The organism is Kutzneria sp. CA-103260 (assembly GCF_018263855.1).
Classification (GTDB): Bacteria; Actinomycetota; Actinomycetes; order Mycobacteriales; family Pseudonocardiaceae; genus Kutzneria.
Window position 1 is genome coordinate 11557141 of sequence record NZ_CP073318.1, and the last position, 19841, is coordinate 11576981.

The following is a 19841-nucleotide window of genomic DNA, read 5'->3' on the forward strand; positions in this document are numbered from 1 at the left end:
CACGATGAGGTGGATCTCAGAGCCAGGAGGGCAGGTCGGGCACGTCGCCGGTGACGCCGTCGGCGCCACGGCCGGTCACCCAGGCGAGGGCCCCGCCGGGGGTGCCGGCGACGTTGTGCACGGGACCGGAGCCGGCTAGATCCCAGCTGCGGGCGCCGACGGTGAGGTGCACGGACGGGCCGTTGCCGCGGTGGAAGGCCAGGGCGTCGCCGATGAGGCGTTCGGCCACGTCGGCGGGCACGTCGGCGAATCCCAGGCCCAGGTCGAGGTCGACCATGTGCACCCAGAGCTCGCTGACCCGCTTCCACGGCACGTCGCAGGCCCGGACGACGCGGCCGAGGGTCATGGTCACCTCGGCCTGCCAGGCGGTGTCACCCAGACCGGTGGCGGCGGCGGAGAAGCGGCCACAGGCGGCGACGACGTCCTGCTCCAGCAGCCACAGCGACCGCGGGGCGCCTTCCTCGATGTCGGTGTCCCGATCGGCCCGGCTGGCGTACATGGGGTGCTCGACGCCGGTCCGGGCCCAGGTCAGGAGGTTGACGAGAGCATCGGCGTTGCGGGCCAGATGGGTCAGCACATGCCCCCGGGTCCACCCGGGCAGCGCGCTCGCCCCGCGGGCGGCGGCGTCGTCCATACTCTCCACGAGCTGCAGCAGTCTGGCTGTTCCCCGTTCCACCGCGGCCAGGCCGGCGGCGGCCTCGCGCACCGCCTCGGACTGCTGGACCCGTTGCGGCGGCACGGTTGCTCCAGTGGTTTCGGACGTGTGCGTGGCGGAGGTATTACTGACCATCAGCTCATCCCGACGTCGCGGCGTGATCAGATACCTAACCCAGCGTACGGCCCCCCACCGCTCACCGGAAGTGCCCCGGACCTGGGGATCCCGCCCCTCGACGCAAATTGTCAGACCCTCGGCATAACATGGGGGCTCGACCACACTTTCGATCTTTACCGTCCGCCTGTCCTTGCGTGAAGAGGGGAACCAGTGGCTGACCGCCTCGTCGTCCGCGGCGCCCGGGAGCACAACCTGCGCGGCGTCGACCTCGACCTGCCCCGCGACAGCATGATCGTGTTCACCGGCCTTTCCGGCTCGGGCAAGTCGAGCCTGGCATTCGACACGATCTTCGCCGAGGGCCAGCGGCGCTACGTCGAGTCGCTGTCGGCCTACGCCCGGCAGTTCCTCGGCCAGATGGACAAGCCGGACGTGGACTTCATCGAAGGCCTCTCGCCGGCCGTCTCCATCGACCAGAAGTCCACCAACCGCAACCCGCGGTCGACCGTCGGCACGATCACCGAGGTCTACGACTACCTGCGCCTGCTCTATGCCCGCGCCGGCAAGCCGCACTGCCCGGTCTGCGGCGAGGCGATCACCAAGCAGACCCCGCAGCAGATCGTCGACCAGGTGCTGGCCATGCCGGCCAACACCAAGTTCCAGGTGCTGGCCCCGATCGTGCGCGGCCGCAAGGGCGAGTTCGTCGACCTGTTCTCCAACCTCCAGTCCCAGGGTTACGCCCGCGCCCTGGTCGACGGGAACGTGCACCTGCTGTCCGACGAGCCGCCCAAGCTGAAGAAGCAGGAGAAGCACCACATCTCGGTGGTGATCGACCGGCTCGCCGTGAAGGCCTCCTCCAAGCAGCGCCTCACCGACTCGGTGGAGACCGCGCTGCGCCTGGCCGACGGCCTGGTGGTGCTGGACTTCGTCGACCTGCCCGAGGACGACCCGCAGCGCGAGCGCCGTTTCTCCGAGCGGCTGGCCTGCCCGAACGCCCACCCGCTGGCCATCGAGGACCTGGAGCCCCGCTCCTTCTCCTTCAACTCCCCGTACGGCGCCTGCCAGGTCTGCACCGGCCTGGGCACCCGCAAGGAGGTCGACCCGGAGCTGGTCGTCCCGGACGACGAGCTGTCGCTGGCCGAGGGCGCCATCGCGCCGTGGCAGGGCGGCCAGTCCGCGGACTACTTCATCCGCCTGCTGGAGTCGCTGTCCACCACCATCGGCTTCCGCATGGACACGCCGTGGCGGCAGCTGCCGGCCAAGGTGCAGAAGGCGGTCCTGCACGGCATCGACGAGCAGGTGCACGTCCGCTACCGCAACCGCTACGGACGTGAGCGCTCCTACTACGCCAACTTCGAGGGCGTCATCCCGTTCCTGGAGCGCCGCCAGGAGCAGACCGAGTCGGAGTTCATGCGCGAGAAGTACGAGGGCTACATGCGGGAGGTGCCCTGCCCCGCCTGCCAGGGCACCCGCCTCAAGCCCGAGATCCTCGCCGTCACGCTGGCCCACAAGACGCAGGGCGACCGTTCCATCGCCGAGGTGTGCGCGCTCAGCGTGGCCGAGTGCGCGAAGTTCCTGGACGGCCTGACCCTGGGCAAGCGCGAGAAGATGATCGCCGGCGCGGTGCTCAAGGAGGTGCAGGCCCGGCTGCGCTTCCTGCTCGACGTGGGCCTGGACTACCTGTCGCTGGACCGGGCCGCGGGCACGCTGTCCGGCGGCGAGGCGCAGCGCATCCGGCTCGCCACGCAGATCGGCTCCGGCCTGGTCGGCGTGCTCTACGTGCTGGACGAGCCGTCGATCGGCCTGCACCAGCGGGACAACCACCGGCTGATCGAGACCCTGACCCGGCTGCGGGACCTGGGCAACACGTTGATCGTGGTCGAGCACGACGAGGACACGATCCGGCACGCCGACTGGATCGTGGACATCGGCCCGGGCGCCGGCGAGCACGGCGGCCAGGTGGTGCACAGCGGCCCGTACAAGCAGCTGCTGGCCAACAAGCAGTCGATGACCGGCGCGTACCTGGCCGGCCGCAAGGAGATCGCCACCCCGGAGATCCGCCGCCCGGTGGACAAGAAGCGGCAGCTGACCGTGGTCGGGGCCCGCGAGCACAACCTGCGCGGCATCGACGTGTCGTTCCCGCTGGGCTGCCTGGTCTCGGTGACCGGTGTCTCCGGCTCCGGCAAGTCCACACTGGTCAACGACATCCTGGCCACGGTGCTGGCCAACAAGCTCAACGGCGCCCGCCAGGTGCCGGGCCGGCACACCCGGATCAGGGGCCTGGACCAGGTGGACAAGCTGGTGCAGGTGGACCAGTCGCCGATCGGCCGCACCCCGAGGTCCAACCCGGCCACCTACACCGGCGTGTTCGACAACATCCGCAAGCTGTTCGCCTCCACCACCGAGGCCAAGGTGCGCGGCTACCAGCCGGGCCGGTTCTCGTTCAACGTCAAGGGCGGCCGTTGCGAGGCCTGCGCCGGCGACGGCACCATCAAGATCGAGATGAACTTCCTGCCGGACGTCTACGTGCCGTGCGAGGTGTGCAAGGGGGCCCGGTACAACCGGGAGACCCTGGAGGTGCACTACAAGGGCAAGACCATCGCCGAGGTGCTGGACATGCCGATCGAGGAGGGGGCCGAGTTCTTCGAGCCGATCACCGCGATCCACCGCCACCTCAAGACGCTGGTCGACGTGGGCCTGGGCTACGTGCGGCTGGGCCAGCCGGCGCCGACGCTGTCCGGCGGCGAGGCGCAGCGCGTGAAGCTGGCCAGTGAGCTGCAGAAGCGCTCCACCGGCAAGACGGTCTACATCCTGGACGAGCCGACCACCGGCCTGCACTTCGAGGACATCCGCAAGCTGCTGGGCGTCATCCAGGGCCTGGTGGACAAGGGCAACACGGTGATCGTGATCGAGCACAACTTCGACGTGATCAAGACGTCGGACTGGATCATCGACATGGGCCCGGAGGGCGGCTCCGGCGGCGGCACGGTGATCGCCGAGGGCACGCCCGAGGACATCGCCGAGGTGAAGAACAGCTACACCGCGGAATTCCTGCGGGACGTGCTGAAGAACTGACCTCATGCGGGGAAGGGGGCTTTCCCTGCACTGGTTGCAGGGAAAGCCCCCTTCACTGCGAAACGGGGACTACTGGACGAGCTTGCCGACCGCGTTGGCCTCCTCGACCTGGTTGGCCAGGTAGTTCCAGGACAGGTTGATGAAGCCGCTGTCGCCCCAGTTGGTGCCCCACGAGTTCTGCACCCGGACGCCGTTGCTGTCGTAGCCGATGATGGTGATCTCGTGGCCGCCCATGTACTGGTCGCCCGACGTCGGCATGTAGCTGTAGTCGGTGGCCTGCTGCTGGGTGATCCGCTCGAAGCTCTCGTACACCGGGATGGAGATGGCCACCGGCAGGCCGTTGGCGATGGCCTGCTGCACGCCGGCCTTGATGCCGCTGCCGGTCGAGATCGGCGTGTAGCCGGAGAGCTTCCAGTGCGCGGCGTTGGCGCGCTCGTTGGCGTCGGGCTGGGTGGTGTAGTCGAAGTTGCCCTGCCAGTAGTCGGACATGGTGTCCACACCCTGCGAGGTCAGGATGTCGAACGTGTCCGACGGCGTGCTGCCCTGGTCGTTGCCGCGGGCCAGCTGCGCGTAGGTGTACATCGGGGCCTGCGGGTGGCCGCTGATGCCCTGCTCGTTCTCCAGGATGCTCATCGCGGTGAAGTCGATCGCCCACGACACGCAGGAGCCGACCTGGCCCTGGTCGCCGGGGGAGACGGTGTACTGCGCGAGCGAGGCGCTGGCCGGCACGCGCGGGGCGGCGTGCACCGCGAGGGCGTTGTTGTGGGTGACGCGGTGCTGGGAGGGAAGCGCGCCATTGGCCCGATGCTGTGTCTTTGAAAGCAGGGGGTGGGCCGGGGCGGCGGTCGCGATCGGGGACATCATCGCGCCGACGGCGCCGACGACCGCGAGCGCGATCGCGGCGCGCGAAAGCGTGTTGCTCATGGACTGTCCTTTTCAGATCAGGTGCAGGGAGATCTGGAAAGGCAAAGTTAGGTGTGAGCAACGCTCGTGAAGTAGCGACTTTAGTCTGGTTGGGTTAACTGTTAATCGTTCGGCGTTCAACGATTCCCAGCGCCGCGGCCAGCACCGCCGCGGCGCACAGCAGAGGGACCGTCACGTGTCCGTCCCCGAAAAGTACCCCGCCCTGTTGCCCGGCAAACGTCACCGAGGACCAGAGAATCAATTCCGCGCCGGCCGTGACCGACACGGCGAGCAACGGTCCAAACACGACCGGTGTTGACGAGTGTCTGATCAGGGACGGAAGTGCAGACGCGGCAACACAAACGAGCGCCGCGAACACGACACCCGGCACTGAACTGCCCACAAAGGCAGAAAGCAGGCACAGTGCTGCGGCGATGAACGCCCGATACGGCACCAGCGACAACGCGCAGCCGGCCAGCACACCCACCACCGCGAACTGCCACGTGACGCCCAGCGGCAGGCCGATGCCCAGCACCACCAGGGCCGTCGCCACCAGCCAGGCCAGCGACCGCCAGCCCAGCAGGCCGCCCAGCACCAGCGCGGCCGCCGCGAAGGAGAAGCCGACCAGGCCAAGGGTTTCCTGGGGCGAAATGCCTTCGAGGAGGAGGGGAAGCAGGGGCAGGAGGGATGCGAGCAGGCCGATCGCCAGCGGCCTGCGGTCCACAGTGGACTGCGGGGATTCGGCGGTGGCCAGCGGTCTGGGGGAGGGACGAGGGACGGCAGTGGTTTCGGGCTGGCCGTCTGTGATGGACCGTGGGCTCGGCGCGGGTGCCGAACGGTGGTCGGTTGGGCGTCGCACGGCGGCGGCGAGCAGGCCGCCGAGTGCGCCGGCGGCCAGGAGCCAGTGGGCGCCGGGGAGGTAGCCGCCGAGGACGTAGCCGCCGACGGCGAAGCCGACCAGCGCCGGGAGACCCAGATCCTGGGCGCCGGCGAGGACGGCGAGCAGGGTGACGAGGCGGGTGGCGGTGGCGACGACCACGAGCGGCAGGCGGAGGTTGGCCGGGGGATCGAGGGCGGCGACGAGGAGGACGACGTCCAGGGGAGCGGCGGCGAGCAGGAGGACGGGCCAGCGGTGGCCGAAGGCGAGGCCGGCACCGGTGGCGCCGACGACGGCGACCAGCACGAGCAGGGCGTCCAGCCAGGCGACACCGGCGCCGAGGCGGCCGCCGGCGAAGACGACGAGCTCGCTCTGCTGCCCACCGTCGGCGGCGGCGCCGCCCACGGCCAGCGCGAGCGCGGCTAATGGGAGCGGGTTGGTCCTCGTCACGGGGTGCACCGTAGGGGGTCGGCGAAAAAAGTTCCGTTGTTACCTGAACCAGTCAGGCATGGCTGCCGTGTTCTGGGGTGTCCAAGTCGACCGAAGGAGCAACACTCCATGAACCGGACCCGCGTGATCGTGCTGGCAGCGTCAGCAGCATTCGGTCTGGCGACTGTTGCCGCCTGTGGCGGCAACGGGGCACAGACACCGGCGGCGGGCGGCGGCCAGACGCAGCCCCCGAGCCAGCCGGCCGACCCGAACCAGGTGAAGCTGACGGCGACCACGGTCGGCCAGCTGGGCCAGGTCGTCACCGACTCGACGGGCATGACGCTCTACCGGTTCGACGGCGACACGGCCAACCCGCCGGCCTCCAACTGCAACGACCAGTGCGCGAAGACCTGGCCGCCGGAGCTGGCCACGTCGAGCACGGCCACGCTGGACGGCATCGACCAGTCCGCGGTGGGCGTGATCCTGCGCAAGGACGGCACCAAGCAGATCACCATCAACGGCTGGGCGGTCTACCGCTACGCCAAGGACGCCGCGCCCGGCGACGCCAAGGGCCAGGGTCTGATGCAGAAGTGGTTCGCGGTGACGCCGCAGGGCAAGAAGGCGGCCGGCGCACCGGCCGGCGGCAACGCCGGTGGGGCAGCGTCGAGCAGCTCCAAGCCGGCCGCGCCGACGACCACCGTCGACTCCGGCGCGGGCGGCTACTGACCCCCCGAGCGAACTCCAGCGCCACCGACCATTCCCGCGGCTGTTCCGCAACGCCCGACGTCCGAAAGTGCAATGAGATGCAGCTGCTCGCAGTCTCGTCGACGCCCCGGTGGTTCACCGGTCCGACCCGAACTGTCGCCGCCGCGGTCGATCTGGTACCCAATACCGCGAATCGACCGCAGCAACGTGGAGGTACACGGGTGGGGATCGCAGAACGCTGGTCGCGCAGGGGAGGGAGGCAAGCCGGCGACGAGGCGCTGATCCGATCCCTGTACGAGGAACACGGACGGAGTCTGCTCGCCTACGCGACGCGTCTGACCGGCGACCGGGCGGCCGCCGAGGACGTCGTGCAGGAGACCCTGGTGCGGGCGTGGAAGCACGCCGACGACATGGTCAACCAGAAGGGCTCGGTGCGCGGCTGGCTGCTCACGGTGGCCCGCAACATCATCACCGACCGGGCGCGGGCCCGCGCGGTCCGGCCGACCGAGGTCGCCGAGACCCCGGCCACGCCGCCGATCCAGCGCGACCACGCCCAGACGGTGGTGGACTCGATGGCGGTGCTCTCGGCCCTGAACACCCTTTCGGCCGAGCATCGCGACGTGCTGGTCGAGATCTACTACCGTGGTAAGTCGGTGACCGAGGCGGCCGCGACCCTGGGCCTGCCGCCGGGCACCGTGAAGTCCAGATCACACTACGCGTTGAAAGCACTGCGCACGGCGATGGCCGAGCAGCCGGCGGAGGTGACCCGATGACCGCTCCCGAGCACGACAAGGCGCTCGTCGGCGCGTATGTCCTCGGTGTGCTCTCACCCGAGGAGACCGCCAGCACCGAGGCGCACCTGGAGAGCTGCCCCGAGTGCCGCCGCGAGCTGGAGGACCTGCGGCTGCTGCACGAGGAGCTGGGCGAGGTGCCGCCGGAGGCGTTCCTCGACGGCCCGCCCGAGGGCGGCGACCTGCTGTTGCAGCGCACGCTGCGTGAGGTGCGGGGCATCTCGTCCCGCCAGCGCGCGTGGGGTGGCTCGCTGGCCGCGGCCGGCCTGGTCGCGGTGGTGGCGCTGAGCATCGGCGCCGGTGTGTTCATCGGCAACCAGAGCTCGCCGGGCAGCCCCGGCGGTGTGGCCGCGCCGACCGCGACCCCGCTGCCGTCCGGCACGAAGCACTCGGCCAACGTGGACCCGGTCACCGGGGCGCACCTGGCCGCGACGGTGATCCCGGCCAACGGCTGGATCAAGGTCCAGGTGCAGGCCAGCGACATCGCCCCCGGCCAGCGCTGCAAGCTGTTCGTCACGTCCAAGACCGGCGAGCAGCAGCAGTTCGGCGGCTGGCTGGTCGGCGCCAACGCCACGCCCGGCAAGACCATCACCCTGGACGGCACCGCGCTGATGTCCATCAACGACGTCGCCTCGGTCTCGGTCGTCAACGACCAGGGCAAGGTCCTGGTCAACGCCCCGGTCTGACCCCCGATTTGTCAAGCCCCCGGTGCTTGGAAAGGACCATTCCTCTCGTTGAACGTCAGGAATGGTCCTTTCACAGCGGTCAGGGGGTGGATTCCAGTTGGGTGCGGATGACTTTGCCGGTGGCGGTGCGGGGTAGCCGGGGCACGATCACCACGTCCCGGGGCACCTTGTGCCGGGCCAGGCTGACCCGGACGAACTCGCGGAGCTCGGCCGGGTTGAGGCTGGCCCCGGGCTGGGCGACCACGTAGGCCCGCAGCCGCTGCCCGAACTGGTCGTCGGGCACGCCGACGACGGCGGCGTCGCGGACCTGGTAGTGGGTCATGAGCAGGTGCTCGACCTCGCCCGGGAACACGTTCTCGCCGCCGGAGATGATCATGTCGTCCTCGCGGCCGTCGATGAACAGCCGGCCGTCGGCGTCGAAGTGGCCGAGGTCGCCGGTGTCGACGAGGCCGTCGACCTCGTCGCGCACGGACCGCCCGCCGGCCCGCAGGCCGCTGCCGACCAGGACGCGGCCGACCCGGTCGGGGGCGCTGATCTCGTTGTTGTCCACGTCGTAGAGCCGCACGGTGCAGTTGTGCGGGCTGTGCCCGACGGTGCCGGGGGCGGCCCGCAGGTCCTCGGGCGTGGCCACGGTGGCCACGGCGACCTCGGTGGTGCCGTAGAAGTTGTAGAGCACGTCGCCGAGCCGGTCCATGGCCAGCGTGGCCAGCCCCGGCGCGAGCGCGGAGCCGGAGCAGAACAGCACCCGCAGCGGGGTCAGGTCGTAGCCGGACAGCTCGCGCTCGCCCAGCTCCATGATCCGCTGCAGCATGGTCGGCACCACCACGAGCGTGCTGCACCGGTAGCGGTCGACGGCGGCCATGGTCTGCCGGGCGTCGAACCGCCGCCGCACCACCATGGTCGAGCCGAGCCCGAGCGCCAGCACCACGTGCAGGAAGCCGATACCGTGGAAGATGGGCGCGGCGATGAACGTGGATTCCCCGGAGCGCAAGGGAATCCGGTCCAGGAAGTCAGCGGCGGCCAGTCCGGAGCGGATCTTGCGCGGGGCCGCCTTGGGCGTGCCGGTGGTGCCGCTGGTCAGCAGGACCACTTTGGACACGTCGGGCGGCCGCCGCAGCCGGGCCTTCGGGGCGTCGGCGACGAGTTCGTCGAGCGTGGGCACGCCCGCGCCGGGCTCGTCCCGCCAGGCCACGAAGCGTCGCACCGACGGGTCCAGTTCGGTCAGCACGCCGGTGAACTCCTGGTCGTACACCAGGACATCGACGCGTTCACGGCGGATCAGCCCGGCCAGCTGCGGGGCGGCCAGGCCGGTGCCGAGCAGGATGGTGGTGGCGCCCAGTTTTCCGCACGCCAGCAGGGTCTCGATCGGGCCGCGATGGTCCCGGCACAGCACGGCCACCACACTGTCCGGTCCGATCTCCTTGGCCCGCAACGACTTCGCCAGCGCGGTGGAGCGCTGGTCGAGCTCGGCGAAGGTCAGCTCGCCGTGGTCGTCCACGATGCCGGTGGCGTCCGGCCGCCGCCGCGCGGCCAGCTTGGCCGCCCCGACCACCGCGCCCCAGTGCCGCACGTCGGCCAGCGCCCGCCGGCTGCGCAGCGCGTGGGCCGGCGTGATCATGCCGGCCCTGGCCAGCACCCTGACGTCGTGCAGCCCGCTCATATAGGGCAGTTAACGCAGTGGCGGCCCGAACGGTTCAGCCGAACGGCGGTCGATAAAAGAATTCCATTCTGATATACTGAACCAAACATGTCCTAACCTTCGCGTCGTGTGTTACGAAAACGATGCCGTGCCGCCCGTACCCGATATCCCGGAATTCGCCGTCCGCACGAGTCGTGAGCCACTGCGCTCCGCGGACGGCACGCCGGTCCCCACCTTCCGCGCCCATCCGGCCGAACGCAAGGGGTCGGCGGTGCTCCTTTTGCCGGACAACCTCGGCCTGCGTGAGTTCTACGAGCAACTGGCCGTCGGGCTGGCCCAGCGAGGACATCCCGCGATCGCCATCGACTACTACGCCCGCTCGGCCCCCGACGCGCCGCTGACGCGGAAGCTGGCCGAACTGCGCAGGGACACGCTGTTCGACGATTTCGACGCGGCGATCGCCGCGCTGGGCGGGAATGTGGTGTCGCTGGGATTCTGCCTCGGCGGCCGATTCGCGTTCCAGACCGCCGCCGCCCGGTTCGGCCTCTCCGGCGCGATCGGCTTCTACGGGGCGGTGCAACCGATTCGGGACGCCCCCGGGCCGACGCAGCTGGCGCCCACCTTCACCGCGCCGATTCTCGGCATCTTCGGTGGCGCCGACGAGGGCATTCCGCCGGAGTTGGTGGCGGGCTTCGACCAGGCCCTGACGGTGGCCGGGGTGGCACACGAGATCGTGACCTACCCCGGCGCGCCGCACGGCTTCTTCGACGCGAGCGTCGACGGCTTCGCGGAGGAGTCCGCCGACGCGTGGCGCCGGGTCGAGCGGTTCCTGGACGACCACGCCGAAGGTTTGTAGCGGTCGGCGACCCCCGGCCCGGGGTTTGTGGGTCTTGAAGACACCCAAACCCCCGGGCGGGGTGGTCGGTAGCCGCTACGAACTCCTAGACGAACACGCTCAGCAGCGCCGCCATGGCGAAGCCGACCAGGGACAGCACCGTCTCCAGCACCGTCCAGCTGGCCAGGGTCTCCTTGACCGGGATGCCGAAGTACCGGGACACGATCCAGAACCCGCCGTCGTTGACGTGCGAGGCGATGATCGAGCCGGCGGCGATGGACATGGCGATCAGGGCGGTGTGCGGCTGCGAGTAGTGCAGTTCCGGCAGCAGCGGGGCGATGATGCCGCCGGTGGTCACGATGGCCACCGTGGCCGAGCCCTGGGCCAGCCGCAGGCCGCAGCTGATCACGTACACCAGCACGATCACCGGCAGCCCGGCCGCCCGCAGCGAGCCGGACAGGGCGGTGCCGATGCCGGTGGCCGCCAGCACCGCGCCGAAGAAGCCGCCGGCCCCGACCACGAGCAGAATCATCGCCACCGGCCGCAGCGAGGCGGCCGAGAGCTGGCCGGCCTGCGCCTTGGTCATGCCGCGCCGGTAGCCGAGCAGCCAGAACGCCAGCAGCACGGCGATGGTCAGCGCGATGCCGGGCGTGCCGAGGAAGGCGAAGACGTCCAGCGCCAGCGAGTCCTTCGGCAGCAGGATGCTGCCGAAGGTGCCGCACAGGATCAGCACCAGCGGGATGCCGATGATGGTGCCGACCAGGCCCAGCGACGGCGGCTTGCGGTCGTTGGAACCGCTGTCCTCGGCGGCCTTCTGCGCGGCGGCCAGCATCTCCTCCGGCACCGGCAGGTTGATCCGCTTGCCGATCCACGTGGAGTACAGGATGCCGCCGACGAACCAGGCCGGGATGCCGCAGGCCAGGCCCATCAGGATCATCCAGCCCAGGTCGATGTGCAGCAGGCCGGCGATGGCCACCGGGCCGGGGTGCGGCGGCAGGAACGCGTGCGTGATGGACAGGCCGGCCAGCAGCGGCAGCGCGTACAGCACGATGGACCGGCCACCGCGCTTGGCCGCCACGTAGACCAGCGGCGCCAGCACGAAGATGCCGATGTCGAAGAACACCGGGATGCCGAAGATCAGGCCGGACAGGCCCATGGCCAGCGGGGCCCGCTTCTCGCCGAACGCCTTGAGCAGGCCGGTGGTCAGCACCTGCGCGCCGCCGGAGGCCTCCAGGATGGAGCCGAGCAGCGTGCCCAGGCCGATGATCAGCGAGATGTGCCCGAGGATGCCGCCGAATCCGGTCTCCAGCAGGGATTTGGAGCTGGACTGGGCGGAGCCGACGATGGTGGAGACCGGCAGCCCGGCCCCCAGGGCGACCAGCAGGCCGGCGACGGTGAGCGCGATGAACGGCTCGGTCTTGAACCGGATGATCAACAACAGCAGCACGGCGATGCCGACGGCGGCGAGCAGCAGCAGCCCGCCGGTCGAATGTTGCAGCCAGTTCACTTTGATCCTCTCCGCAGGGAGCCCCCGGGCACGGCGCCGGTGGGCCGGTTGTCGTCGATCACCGGCACCCCGTTGACCAGCACGTACGGCAGCCCGGTGGCCCGCTGCCGCGGCTGGTCGAAGGTCGCCGTGTCGGCGATCGACACGGGATCGAACAGCACGAGGTCGGCCGCGAACCCCTCGCGGACCAGGCCCCGGTCGGTCAATCCCAGGCGGCGCGCCGGACGTCCGGTCAGGTGCGCCACGCACTCCTCCAACCCCAGTACCCCCAGCTCACGCACGTACCGGCCGAGGTAGCGGGGGAAGGTGCCCCACGCCCTCGGGTGCGGCCGGTCGCCGACCAGCAGGCCGTCGCTGCCGCCGGTGTGCGTGCGGTGTCGCATGATCGCGCGCACGTTGTCCTCGTGGCCGACGTGCATCAGGCACGAGGTGCCCAGCCGCTCGTCGACCAGCACGTCGAAGTACAGCTCGGCCGGCGCTTTGCCGGCAGCCAGAGCGGATTCGGCGACCGAGCGGCCGACGAGACCGGTGTTGGACTCGAGACGCACGCCGTTGATCTCGATGGCCCGCCAGTCGATCGGCACGCCGTGGTTGCCGTCCGAGCCGGCTTCCTCCATCTCGGCCCGGATCCGCTCCCGGGTGTCCACATCGGACAATCGTGCCACGGCGGCGTCCGGACCGCCCGCGCTCACCCAGCTCGGCAGCAGCGCCGACAGGTAGGTCGCGCCGGGCAGGTACGGATAGGTGTCCAGGGTGACGTCGGCGCCGGCCTCGATGGCCTCGTCCAGCAGGGTCAGCAGCTCGCCGGCCCGGCCCTCGTTGACCGGGAAGTTCATGGTGGCGTGGGCCAGGTGCAGCGGGCAGCCGGAGCGCCGCGACACGTCGACCATCTCCGCGTACGCCTCCAGCGCGCCGGCCCCGTAGCTGCGGTGGTGCGGGCTGTAGTAGCCGCCGCGGGCGCCGACGACCCGGCACAGCTGCACGAGTTCCCCGGTGTCGGCGTACATCCCGGGCGTGTACGTCAGTCCGGAGGACAGCCCGAACGCGCCCTCGGTCAACGACTTGTCCACAGTGGACTTCATCGCGTCCATCTCGGACTCCGTCGCCGGCCGGTCGTCCCAGCCCACGTGCAGCATTCGCACGGTGCCCTGCGGCACCAGGTAGGCCGCGTTCACGGCGATGCCCTCGTCGAGCCGGTCCAGGTACTCGCCGACGGAGCGCCAGTTCCAGTCGAACCCGGGCGGGTCGTCGTTCCAGCCGGCCAGCTGCTTGCGCAGGGTGGCCAGCACCTCGTCGTCCACCGGCGCGTAGGACAGCCCGTCCTGGCCGAGCACCTCGCAGGTGACGCCCTGCGACACCTTGGCCAGGTGGTCGGGATTGGCCAGGACCTGGAGGTCGGAGTGCGAGTGCATGTCGATGAACCCGGGGCACAGCACCAGACCGCCGGCGTCGATCACGCGGCCGCCGGTGATGCCCGGGCCGATCTCGGCGATCCGGCCCTGGGCGACGCCGACGTCCGCGACCCGACCCGCGGCTCCGGTCCCGTCGACGACGGTCGCCCCACGGAACACGATGTCCATCAGAAGAACGTCCTGACCAGGTCGACGACCCGCGTGCCGTCGACCAGCGGCAGCAGCTGCCACTTGTCGAACACCGTGCACGGGTGGGAAAGCCCGCACCGGACCCACTCGCCGACCTCGACCGACTGCGAACCCAGCCGAAGGTAGGCGTGCTGGTCGTTGAGGTCGCTGACCGACGCGCCGCGCAGGTCCTCTGTGGACCCGTCGAGGTGGCGAACCTGTTGCGGCTCCGGCAGTTCCTGGTCGTACGAGACGTCGCGTCGGCCCATGGTGAGCAGCGCCAGCCCCGGCTCGGGGTGCGAGGTGACCTGCGACCACGCGTGCATGGCCGGCCGGAACGGCTCGCCGCCGGGCAGCCGGTGCCGCCGGGAGAACGGGGACATCCGCCGGTACAGGCCGTCGTCGTGGATCAGGTACGAGCCGCTGCGCAGCACGCCCAGCACCGGCAGCCCGTCCGGCCACGGCGTGGCCAGACCCTCGGCCACCTGGTCGAAGTAGGCGCTGCCGCCGGCGGTGGCGATCACCTGGTCCACGCCGTCGAAGTGGCCGTCGGCGGCCAGCCGGGTGATCAGCTCGCGCAGCCGGGACATGTACGTGTCGATCTTGGCGAGCTCGTCGTCCTCGGTGCCGTGGGCCAGCGCGCCCTCGTAGCCGCCGGCTCCGACCAGCCGCAGCACCGGGCTCTTGCGCACCGCCTCGGCGATCTCGACGGCGTCCTCCAGCGACCGAACGCCGGTCCGCCCGGACGGCCCGCCCAGCTCCAGGATCACATCGATCGGGTGGGTCAGCGCTTCGGTCATCCGGGCCACGCCCTCGACGGAATCCACCCAGCAGGTGAACTCGAACGAGGGATCGGTGCCGAGCTCGTTGGACAGCCAGCGCAGCGCGAACGGGTCCACCAGCTCGTTGGCCATCAGGATCCGGGACACGCCGAACGCCCGGTACACCCGCAGCTGGCTGATGTTGGCCGTGGTCAGGCCCCACGCGCCGGCGTCGAACTGGCGCTGGAACAGCTGCGGGGCCATGGTCGTCTTGCCGTGCGGCGCCAGCGCCAGCCCGACCGAGTCGCACCACTGCGCCATCACCCGGATGTTGTGCTCCAGCGCCGGCTCGTCCAGCACCACCAGCGGGCCGACGAAGCCGCCCTCGAACAGGTCGAGCCCCGACGCGGTCAGGTCGCCGACGGTCGACCCGTGGGCCCAGGACGGCATGCCCTTGAACCGCCAGTCGATCGTCTCGGCCCGCAACGCGGCGACCGCATCCCGGTTGATCGAGCTCACTGCTGCACCCCGCTCCCCGTGTTGCAAAATATGCAACGGTAGTTGCGCAATGTGATTCGTTGGTGTGTAGCATTCCCAGCAGCCGCCGTCAACGAACCTGCGACCCTCGGAGGGGGTGCCGATGGAGCGCCATGAGGTTGTCTGCCTCGGTGAGTCCATGGCCTTGTTCGTGCCGGCGCAACCCGGGCCGGTGCACGAGGCCCGGGACTGGACGCTCAGCGTCGGCGGCGCGGAGTCCAACGTGGCCAGTCACCTCGCCCGGGCCGGCTTCCACGCCCGCTGGGTCAGCGCCCTGGGCAACGACTCCCTCGGCCGGGCGGTGCGCGACCGCATCGCCGCCGTCGGCGTCGACGTGACCGACGTGCGGACCGACCCGGTGCGGCCGACCGGTCTCTACGTCAAGGAAGCCAGCGCCGACGGCAGCCCCGTGCGCTACTACCGGCGTGGCTCCGCGGCCTCCGGTATGGGCCCCGAACTGCTGGCCACCGTTGGCGCGGGCAAGACCTCCCTGGTGCACATCAGCGGGATCACCGCCGCCCTCTCGCCAAGCTGCCTCGACCTGCTGTGGGCCGTGTTAGCCCTGCCGATCCGGGTGTCGTTCGACGTCAACTGGCGGCCGGCGCTGTGGACCGAGCTGGACAAGAGCGTGCTGCGTGAACTGGCCGACCGGGCCGACATCGTGTTCGTCGGCGACGACGAGGCCGAGGCGGTCTGGGGCGTCTGCGAGGTCGAGGAAATCCGTTCCCTGCTACCGAATCCGGCCGAGATCGTGGTCAAGCACGGGGCTCGTGGGGCCACCCTGCTCACCGACTCCGAGACCGTCTTCGAGGCCGCGCTGAAGGTCGACGTCGTCGAGCCGGTCGGCGCCGGCGACGCCTTCGCCGCCGGCTTCCTGGCCGCCGACCTCAACGGCGAGTCCGTGCGGCGACGGCTGCGCCGCGGCCACCTCACCGCCGCCGGCGTGCTGCTCACCGCCGAGGACCTGGGCGAGCCGCTGCCCGAGCCGATCGTGGCCAAGCTGCTCGACGCCGACGAGGCCACCTGGTCTGGCGCGCACGTGACAGCCGGGGGAGTGATCCTGCCGTGAGCGAGCTTGCGAGCGAGCCATTGAGCACTGCGTCTTTGACCGCGGATGCTCCGAGCGCTAGCGAGGAGGGTCGCGTGAGTGAGCTTGCGAGCGAGCCATTGAGCACTGCGTCTTTGACCGCAGATGCTCCGAGCGCTAGCGAGGAGGGTCTGTGAGTCAGAGCCTGGACCGGGCGCTGACCCTGCTGCGGGCCATGGCCGACGGCCGCAAGACCCTCGACGAGCTCGCGGCTGTGATCGACGTGCACAAGTCGACCGTGCTGCGGCTGCTGCGAACTCTGGAGGAGCACCGGTTCGTGCAGCGCGAGGGCGTGCGGCACTACCGCCTGGGCACCGCTCTGTTCGACCTGGCCAACCGAGCCCTGGACGATCTCGACGTGCGGCGGGCCGCCGAGTCCGCGCTGCGGGAGCTCAATCTGGAGACCGGCCACACCGTGCACCTCGCCAGCTACGAGGACGGCGAGGTCGTCTACATCGACAAGTACGACAGCACCCATCCGGTGCGGATGTACTCCCGCATCGGGCGGCGGGCCCCGCTGCACTGCACCGCCGTGGCCAAGGTGCTGCTGGCCGAGCGCCCCGAGGCCCGGGAGATCGCCGCCCGCATGGAGTACCCGCGGCTGACCGCCAACACCATCACCACCCCCGCCGACTACCTGGCCGAGCTGGAACTGGTGCGGCAGCGCGGATACGCCGTGGACAACTCCGAGCACGAGGACTTCATCCACTGCGTGGCCGCCCCCGTCCGCGGGCAGCGCGGCCAGGTGATCGCCGCGGTGTCGCTGTCCGTGCCGAAGGTTTTCCTCGACTACGACGGGCTCATCGCCCTCGTGCCGCGGTTGCTGGCGACCGCGGCCGCCGCCTCGACCGAGTGCGGCTGGACTGGAGACGAAAGGATGGCCGGTGGCCAAGGTTGAGATCAGGACGTCCGAGGCGCCCACCCCGGTGGCCGCGTTTTCCCAGGGGGTCCGCAAGGGCAACCTGCTTCAGGTCGCCGGGCAGGTCGCCTTCGACGCCGAGGGCAAGATCGTCGCCGACACCGTCGCCGAGCAGACCCGGCAGGCCCTGCGCAACGTCAACGCCGTGCTGGCCGCGGCCGGCGCGAGCATGGACGACGTGATCATGCTGCGGGTGTACCTCACCGACACCGCGCACTTCGGCGAGATGAACGAGGCCTACGGCGAGTTCATGAAGGAGCCGTTCCCGGCCCGCACCACCGTCTACGTCGGCCTGCCGGCCGGCCTCCTGGTGGAGATCGACGCCCTCGCGGTAGTGGAGTGAGGTGATCTGCGGTCCAAGCACCGGATGCGCGAGGCCGCGCCGGTGCCTGGACCGTCGCCGGATTTCACCCGCCGCCACCCGACGTGACCCACCACCTAGCCGATGCGGCGGGTTAAATCCGGCTAGGGAAGGCACCGGTCACGAGCGGCCTCGCCCCGCGCGGAACGCGCGGCAACGACACTGATGCAGGTCACACAGGGCATGCCGCGGTGGCCGTCGAGCAGTTCGGCCTGGCCGGGCGTGATCTGCTGGCCGCAGTAGGCGTGCAGCATCCTGGGCACGGCGCCGGGCAGCGGCACCGGAAACAGGTGGCAGCAGCGTTCCCGCTCGCCCCGGGCGAACTCCGGGCGCAGCCGAGCGATGAAGATCTCGGGCATCGCGTTCCTCCCCTGGCGGCGGATCTGGAATGCGGTCTTACTGTCTAGATTGTAGGCGGTAAGCGCTTTCCTGCAACCCGTTCGAGTGAACCTTGGCCAGAACGTTGTCGATGAACTGTGCACCCCGCGCAGCCGTAAGGGCTTAGGTCCGGACGATACGGGAGGGCGCGCGTGCACGAGTCGAGGGACACGGAGTCGGCCACGTTCGGGGCGCTCGCCGATCCGAGTCGGCGGGCGGTGCTGCGCCTGCTGTCCGAACACCCGGAGCTGACGGCCTCCCAGATCGCGGCGGGGTTCCACCACATCGGCCGAACGGCGGTCTCCACGCATCTCCGAATACTGCGCGAGGCGGGCCTGGTGCAGGAGCGTCGGCAGGGTCGGTTCCGGCTGTACTCCCTGCGAACCAGGCCGGTCGAGGAGGCGGTCACGGTGCTCTCACGCTTGGTGACCACCCATCGTCACCAGCCACACCATCGGGTGGAGCAGCCGATCCGGCTGACCGGCGGATGATCAACACCGGTACGCTCGCGCGACCTGGCCAAGGTCCTGGGGAGCGTGTATGGCCGACGTCCTGTTCACCGCCGAGGTGACGGTGCCGGCGCCTCGCGACGCGGCCTACGCCTCGTTCGGCGGCGGCCGCTGGGCCGACTGGACGTTCGAGGCCAGAGTCGAGGACCTGCGTCCGGGCCGCGCGGTCCGGGTCGCCTTCCCGGTCGGCGGCGTGCCGCTGGCCGGCATCGCCCGGGTCCACCGCGTGCTGCCCGGCCAGCGCATCGTGCTGCGGCACGAGACGCCGTGGCGCGGCCGGGTGATCATCGACTTCGAGCCGGACGGGACCGGCACCCGGGTCCGCCTGGTCACCTCGGTCGAGGACGGCAGCATCGCGCCGCTGGCCCGGCTGCTCGGCGGCGACCTGGCCGACGACCCCGACGAGGACGTCGTCCGGATCGGCCTGCTCACCAGCTACCACGGCAGCGCCGGCGTGTTCGGGCCGGCGGTGGAGAACTGCGCCCGGCTGGCCATCGACGAGATCAACGCCGACGGCGGCGTGCTCGGCCTGCCGCTGCGGCTGGTCGTCGGCGACGACGCCACCAGCCCGGCCACCGGCCTGAGCGAGCTCAAGCGGCTGCACCTGCGCCACCACGTGGACATGGTGATCGCCGTGCACACCTCGGCCACCCTGGACGCGGTCCGCCCGTACGCCCGCCGCGTCGGGCTGCCGTACTTCTACACACCGGTCAACGAGGGCGGGAAGCCGGCTGGTCGGCTGTTCCGCTGGGGCGAGATTCCCGGCGACCAGCTGCGCCGGGCCGTGCCGACGATGATGCGCGAGCATGGCGCCAAGGGCTGGTACGTGATCGGCAACGACTACGTCTGGCCCCGAGCCGTCGGCGCCTGCTCCCGCGTGGTCGTCCAGGCCGAGCGGGGCCGGATGCTGGGCGAGCGCTACGTCCCGCTGAGCACCACGGACTTCGACGAGGTGCTGGAGTCGATCGAGGACTCCGGGGCCGAGCTGGTGGTCAACTGCCTGGTCGGCGGGGACGCCGCGGCCTTCGAGCGCCAGCTGCACGCGGCCGGCCTGCGCCGGCGGGTCCGCAGCTTCGGGGCACTGCTGGACGAGGCCACCCGCGACTGCATCGGCGACGAGGCGGCCGCGGGCATGTGGTCGGTGCTCGGCTACTTCATGGACCTGCCGACCGCGGAGAACCGGGCCTTCCTCGACCGGTACCGGCAGGCTTACGGACCGTCCGCGCCGCCGGTCTCCAGCGTCACCGAGTCCGTGTACGAGGGCATCCACCTGTACGCCCGCGGCGCCAAGATCGCCGGCACCATCGAGCCGGCCTCGCTGGCCGGGGCCCTGCCCGGGGTCAGCTTCACCGGCCCGCGGGGCCAGGTGACCGTGACCTCCAGCGGCCGGCTGCGGCAGCCGCTGTACCTGGCCGAGGCGGTGGCCGGCGGCTTCCGGATCCGGGCGGAACAAGGGCTTGCCGGGATCGACTGACACCCAGTTTGATCACTGC

General features: G+C 70.6%; 19 protein-coding genes. 11 read left to right on the top strand and 8 right to left on the bottom strand.

Features of this window, described 5'->3' with window-relative positions; genetic code table 11:
• Positions 1-16 precede the first annotated feature (16 nt).
• A complete protein-coding gene (locus tag JJ691_RS51760) occupies positions 17-739 on the bottom strand; it encodes a maleylpyruvate isomerase family mycothiol-dependent enzyme (RefSeq protein ID WP_249227587.1) in 723 nt (240 codons plus the stop codon).
• A 243-nt stretch (positions 740-982) separates the two neighbouring features.
• Between JJ691_RS51760 and uvrA the strand changes: the two genes are divergently transcribed.
• Positions 983-3844, top strand: coding sequence for an excinuclease ABC subunit UvrA (gene uvrA / locus JJ691_RS51765; RefSeq protein ID WP_211766671.1), 2862 nt, complete (start codon positions 983-985; stop codon positions 3842-3844).
• A gap of 69 nt (positions 3845-3913) precedes the next feature.
• Here uvrA and JJ691_RS51770 read toward each other — a convergent pair whose 3' ends face one another.
• Together JJ691_RS51770 and JJ691_RS51775 are read right to left on the bottom strand one after the other, a co-directional pair.
• On the bottom strand, positions 3914-4768 hold the full coding sequence (locus JJ691_RS51770) for a C1 family peptidase (RefSeq protein ID WP_211766672.1): 855 nt from the start codon (positions 4766-4768) through the stop codon (positions 3914-3916).
• 94 nt (positions 4769-4862) lie between these two features.
• A complete protein-coding gene (locus JJ691_RS51775) occupies positions 4863-5471 on the bottom strand; it encodes a hypothetical protein (RefSeq protein ID WP_211766673.1) in 609 nt (202 codons plus the stop codon).
• A gap of 114 nt (positions 5472-5585) precedes the next feature.
• On the opposite strand from JJ691_RS51775, the gene JJ691_RS51780 reads away from it, so the two are divergent.
• The 4 genes from JJ691_RS51780 (at position 5586) to JJ691_RS51795 (ending at position 8235) form a co-directional block, all read left to right on the top strand.
• On the top strand, positions 5586-6050 hold the full coding sequence (locus JJ691_RS51780) for a hypothetical protein (RefSeq protein WP_211766674.1): 465 nt from the start codon (positions 5586-5588) through the stop codon (positions 6048-6050).
• A gap of 132 nt (positions 6051-6182) precedes the next feature.
• Positions 6183-6779 carry a hypothetical protein gene (locus JJ691_RS51785; protein ID WP_211766675.1) on the top strand — a complete coding sequence of 199 codons (597 nt, stop codon included), beginning with the start codon at positions 6183-6185 and terminating at the stop codon, positions 6777-6779.
• A 206-nt stretch (positions 6780-6985) separates the two neighbouring features.
• The gene (locus JJ691_RS51790; RefSeq protein WP_442912816.1) at positions 6986-7531 is read left to right on the top strand and encodes a sigma-70 family RNA polymerase sigma factor; all 546 of its coding nucleotides are present in this window, start codon (positions 6986-6988) and stop codon (positions 7529-7531) included.
• Positions 7528-8235 carry an anti-sigma factor family protein gene (locus tag JJ691_RS51795; protein ID WP_211766677.1) on the top strand — a complete coding sequence of 236 codons (708 nt, stop codon included), beginning with the start codon at positions 7528-7530 and terminating at the stop codon, positions 8233-8235. Before JJ691_RS51790 ends, JJ691_RS51795 begins: the two co-directional genes overlap by 4 nt.
• Positions 8236-8314: 79 nt before the next feature.
• On the opposite strand, the gene JJ691_RS51800 is transcribed toward JJ691_RS51795, so the two are convergent.
• Positions 8315-9895 carry an AMP-binding protein gene (locus tag JJ691_RS51800; RefSeq protein WP_211766678.1) on the bottom strand — a complete coding sequence of 527 codons (1581 nt, stop codon included), beginning with the start codon at positions 9893-9895 and terminating at the stop codon, positions 8315-8317.
• Between the two features lie 106 nt (positions 9896-10001).
• On the opposite strand from JJ691_RS51800, the gene JJ691_RS51805 reads away from it, so the two are divergent.
• Positions 10002-10730 carry a dienelactone hydrolase family protein gene (locus JJ691_RS51805; RefSeq protein ID WP_211766679.1) on the top strand — a complete coding sequence of 243 codons (729 nt, stop codon included), beginning with the start codon at positions 10002-10004 and terminating at the stop codon, positions 10728-10730.
• An 85-nt stretch (positions 10731-10815) separates the two neighbouring features.
• Here the strand turns inward: JJ691_RS51805 and JJ691_RS51810 are convergent, their stop codons facing one another.
• From JJ691_RS51810 to JJ691_RS51820, 3 genes are read right to left on the bottom strand one after another with little or no spacing between them, the layout of a single operon-like run.
• A complete protein-coding gene (locus JJ691_RS51810) occupies positions 10816-12216 on the bottom strand; it encodes a GntP family permease (RefSeq protein WP_211766680.1) in 1401 nt (466 codons plus the stop codon).
• Positions 12213-13796 carry an N-acyl-D-amino-acid deacylase family protein gene (locus JJ691_RS51815; protein ID WP_211766681.1) on the bottom strand — a complete coding sequence of 528 codons (1584 nt, stop codon included), beginning with the start codon at positions 13794-13796 and terminating at the stop codon, positions 12213-12215. Before JJ691_RS51815 ends, JJ691_RS51810 begins: the two co-directional genes overlap by 4 nt.
• Positions 13796-15067, bottom strand: coding sequence for an amino acid deaminase (locus tag JJ691_RS51820; protein WP_249228375.1), 1272 nt, complete (start codon positions 15065-15067; stop codon positions 13796-13798). Before JJ691_RS51820 ends, JJ691_RS51815 begins: the two co-directional genes overlap by 1 nt.
• A gap of 130 nt (positions 15068-15197) precedes the next feature.
• Between JJ691_RS51820 and JJ691_RS51825 the strand changes: the two genes are divergently transcribed.
• The 3 genes from JJ691_RS51825 (at position 15198) to JJ691_RS51835 (ending at position 17443) form a co-directional block, all read left to right on the top strand.
• On the top strand, positions 15198-16163 hold the full coding sequence (locus tag JJ691_RS51825; protein WP_211766683.1) for a sugar kinase: 966 nt from the start codon (positions 15198-15200) through the stop codon (positions 16161-16163).
• Between the two features lie 151 nt (positions 16164-16314).
• On the top strand, positions 16315-17079 hold the full coding sequence (locus JJ691_RS51830) for an IclR family transcriptional regulator (RefSeq protein ID WP_211766684.1): 765 nt from the start codon (positions 16315-16317) through the stop codon (positions 17077-17079).
• Positions 17066-17443, top strand: a complete 378-nt coding sequence (locus JJ691_RS51835; protein WP_211766685.1) for a RidA family protein — start codon at positions 17066-17068, stop codon at positions 17441-17443. The genes JJ691_RS51830 and JJ691_RS51835 overlap by 14 nt, the downstream gene beginning before the upstream one ends.
• Positions 17444-17565: 122 nt before the next feature.
• Here JJ691_RS51835 and JJ691_RS51840 read toward each other — a convergent pair whose 3' ends face one another.
• On the bottom strand, positions 17566-17820 hold the full coding sequence (locus JJ691_RS51840; protein ID WP_211766686.1) for a hypothetical protein: 255 nt from the start codon (positions 17818-17820) through the stop codon (positions 17566-17568).
• Positions 17821-17991: 171 nt separating this feature from the next.
• On the opposite strand from JJ691_RS51840, the gene JJ691_RS51845 reads away from it, so the two are divergent.
• Together JJ691_RS51845 and JJ691_RS51850 are read left to right on the top strand one after the other, a co-directional pair.
• Positions 17992-18330: an ArsR/SmtB family transcription factor gene (locus tag JJ691_RS51845; RefSeq protein WP_211766687.1), complete on the top strand. Its 339-nt coding sequence runs from the start codon at positions 17992-17994 to the stop codon at positions 18328-18330.
• A gap of 49 nt (positions 18331-18379) precedes the next feature.
• Positions 18380-19822 (top strand): ABC transporter substrate-binding protein, encoded by a 1443-nt coding sequence (locus JJ691_RS51850; RefSeq protein ID WP_211766688.1) that lies wholly within the window; start codon positions 18380-18382, stop codon positions 19820-19822.
• Positions 19823-19841 lie beyond the last annotated feature (19 nt).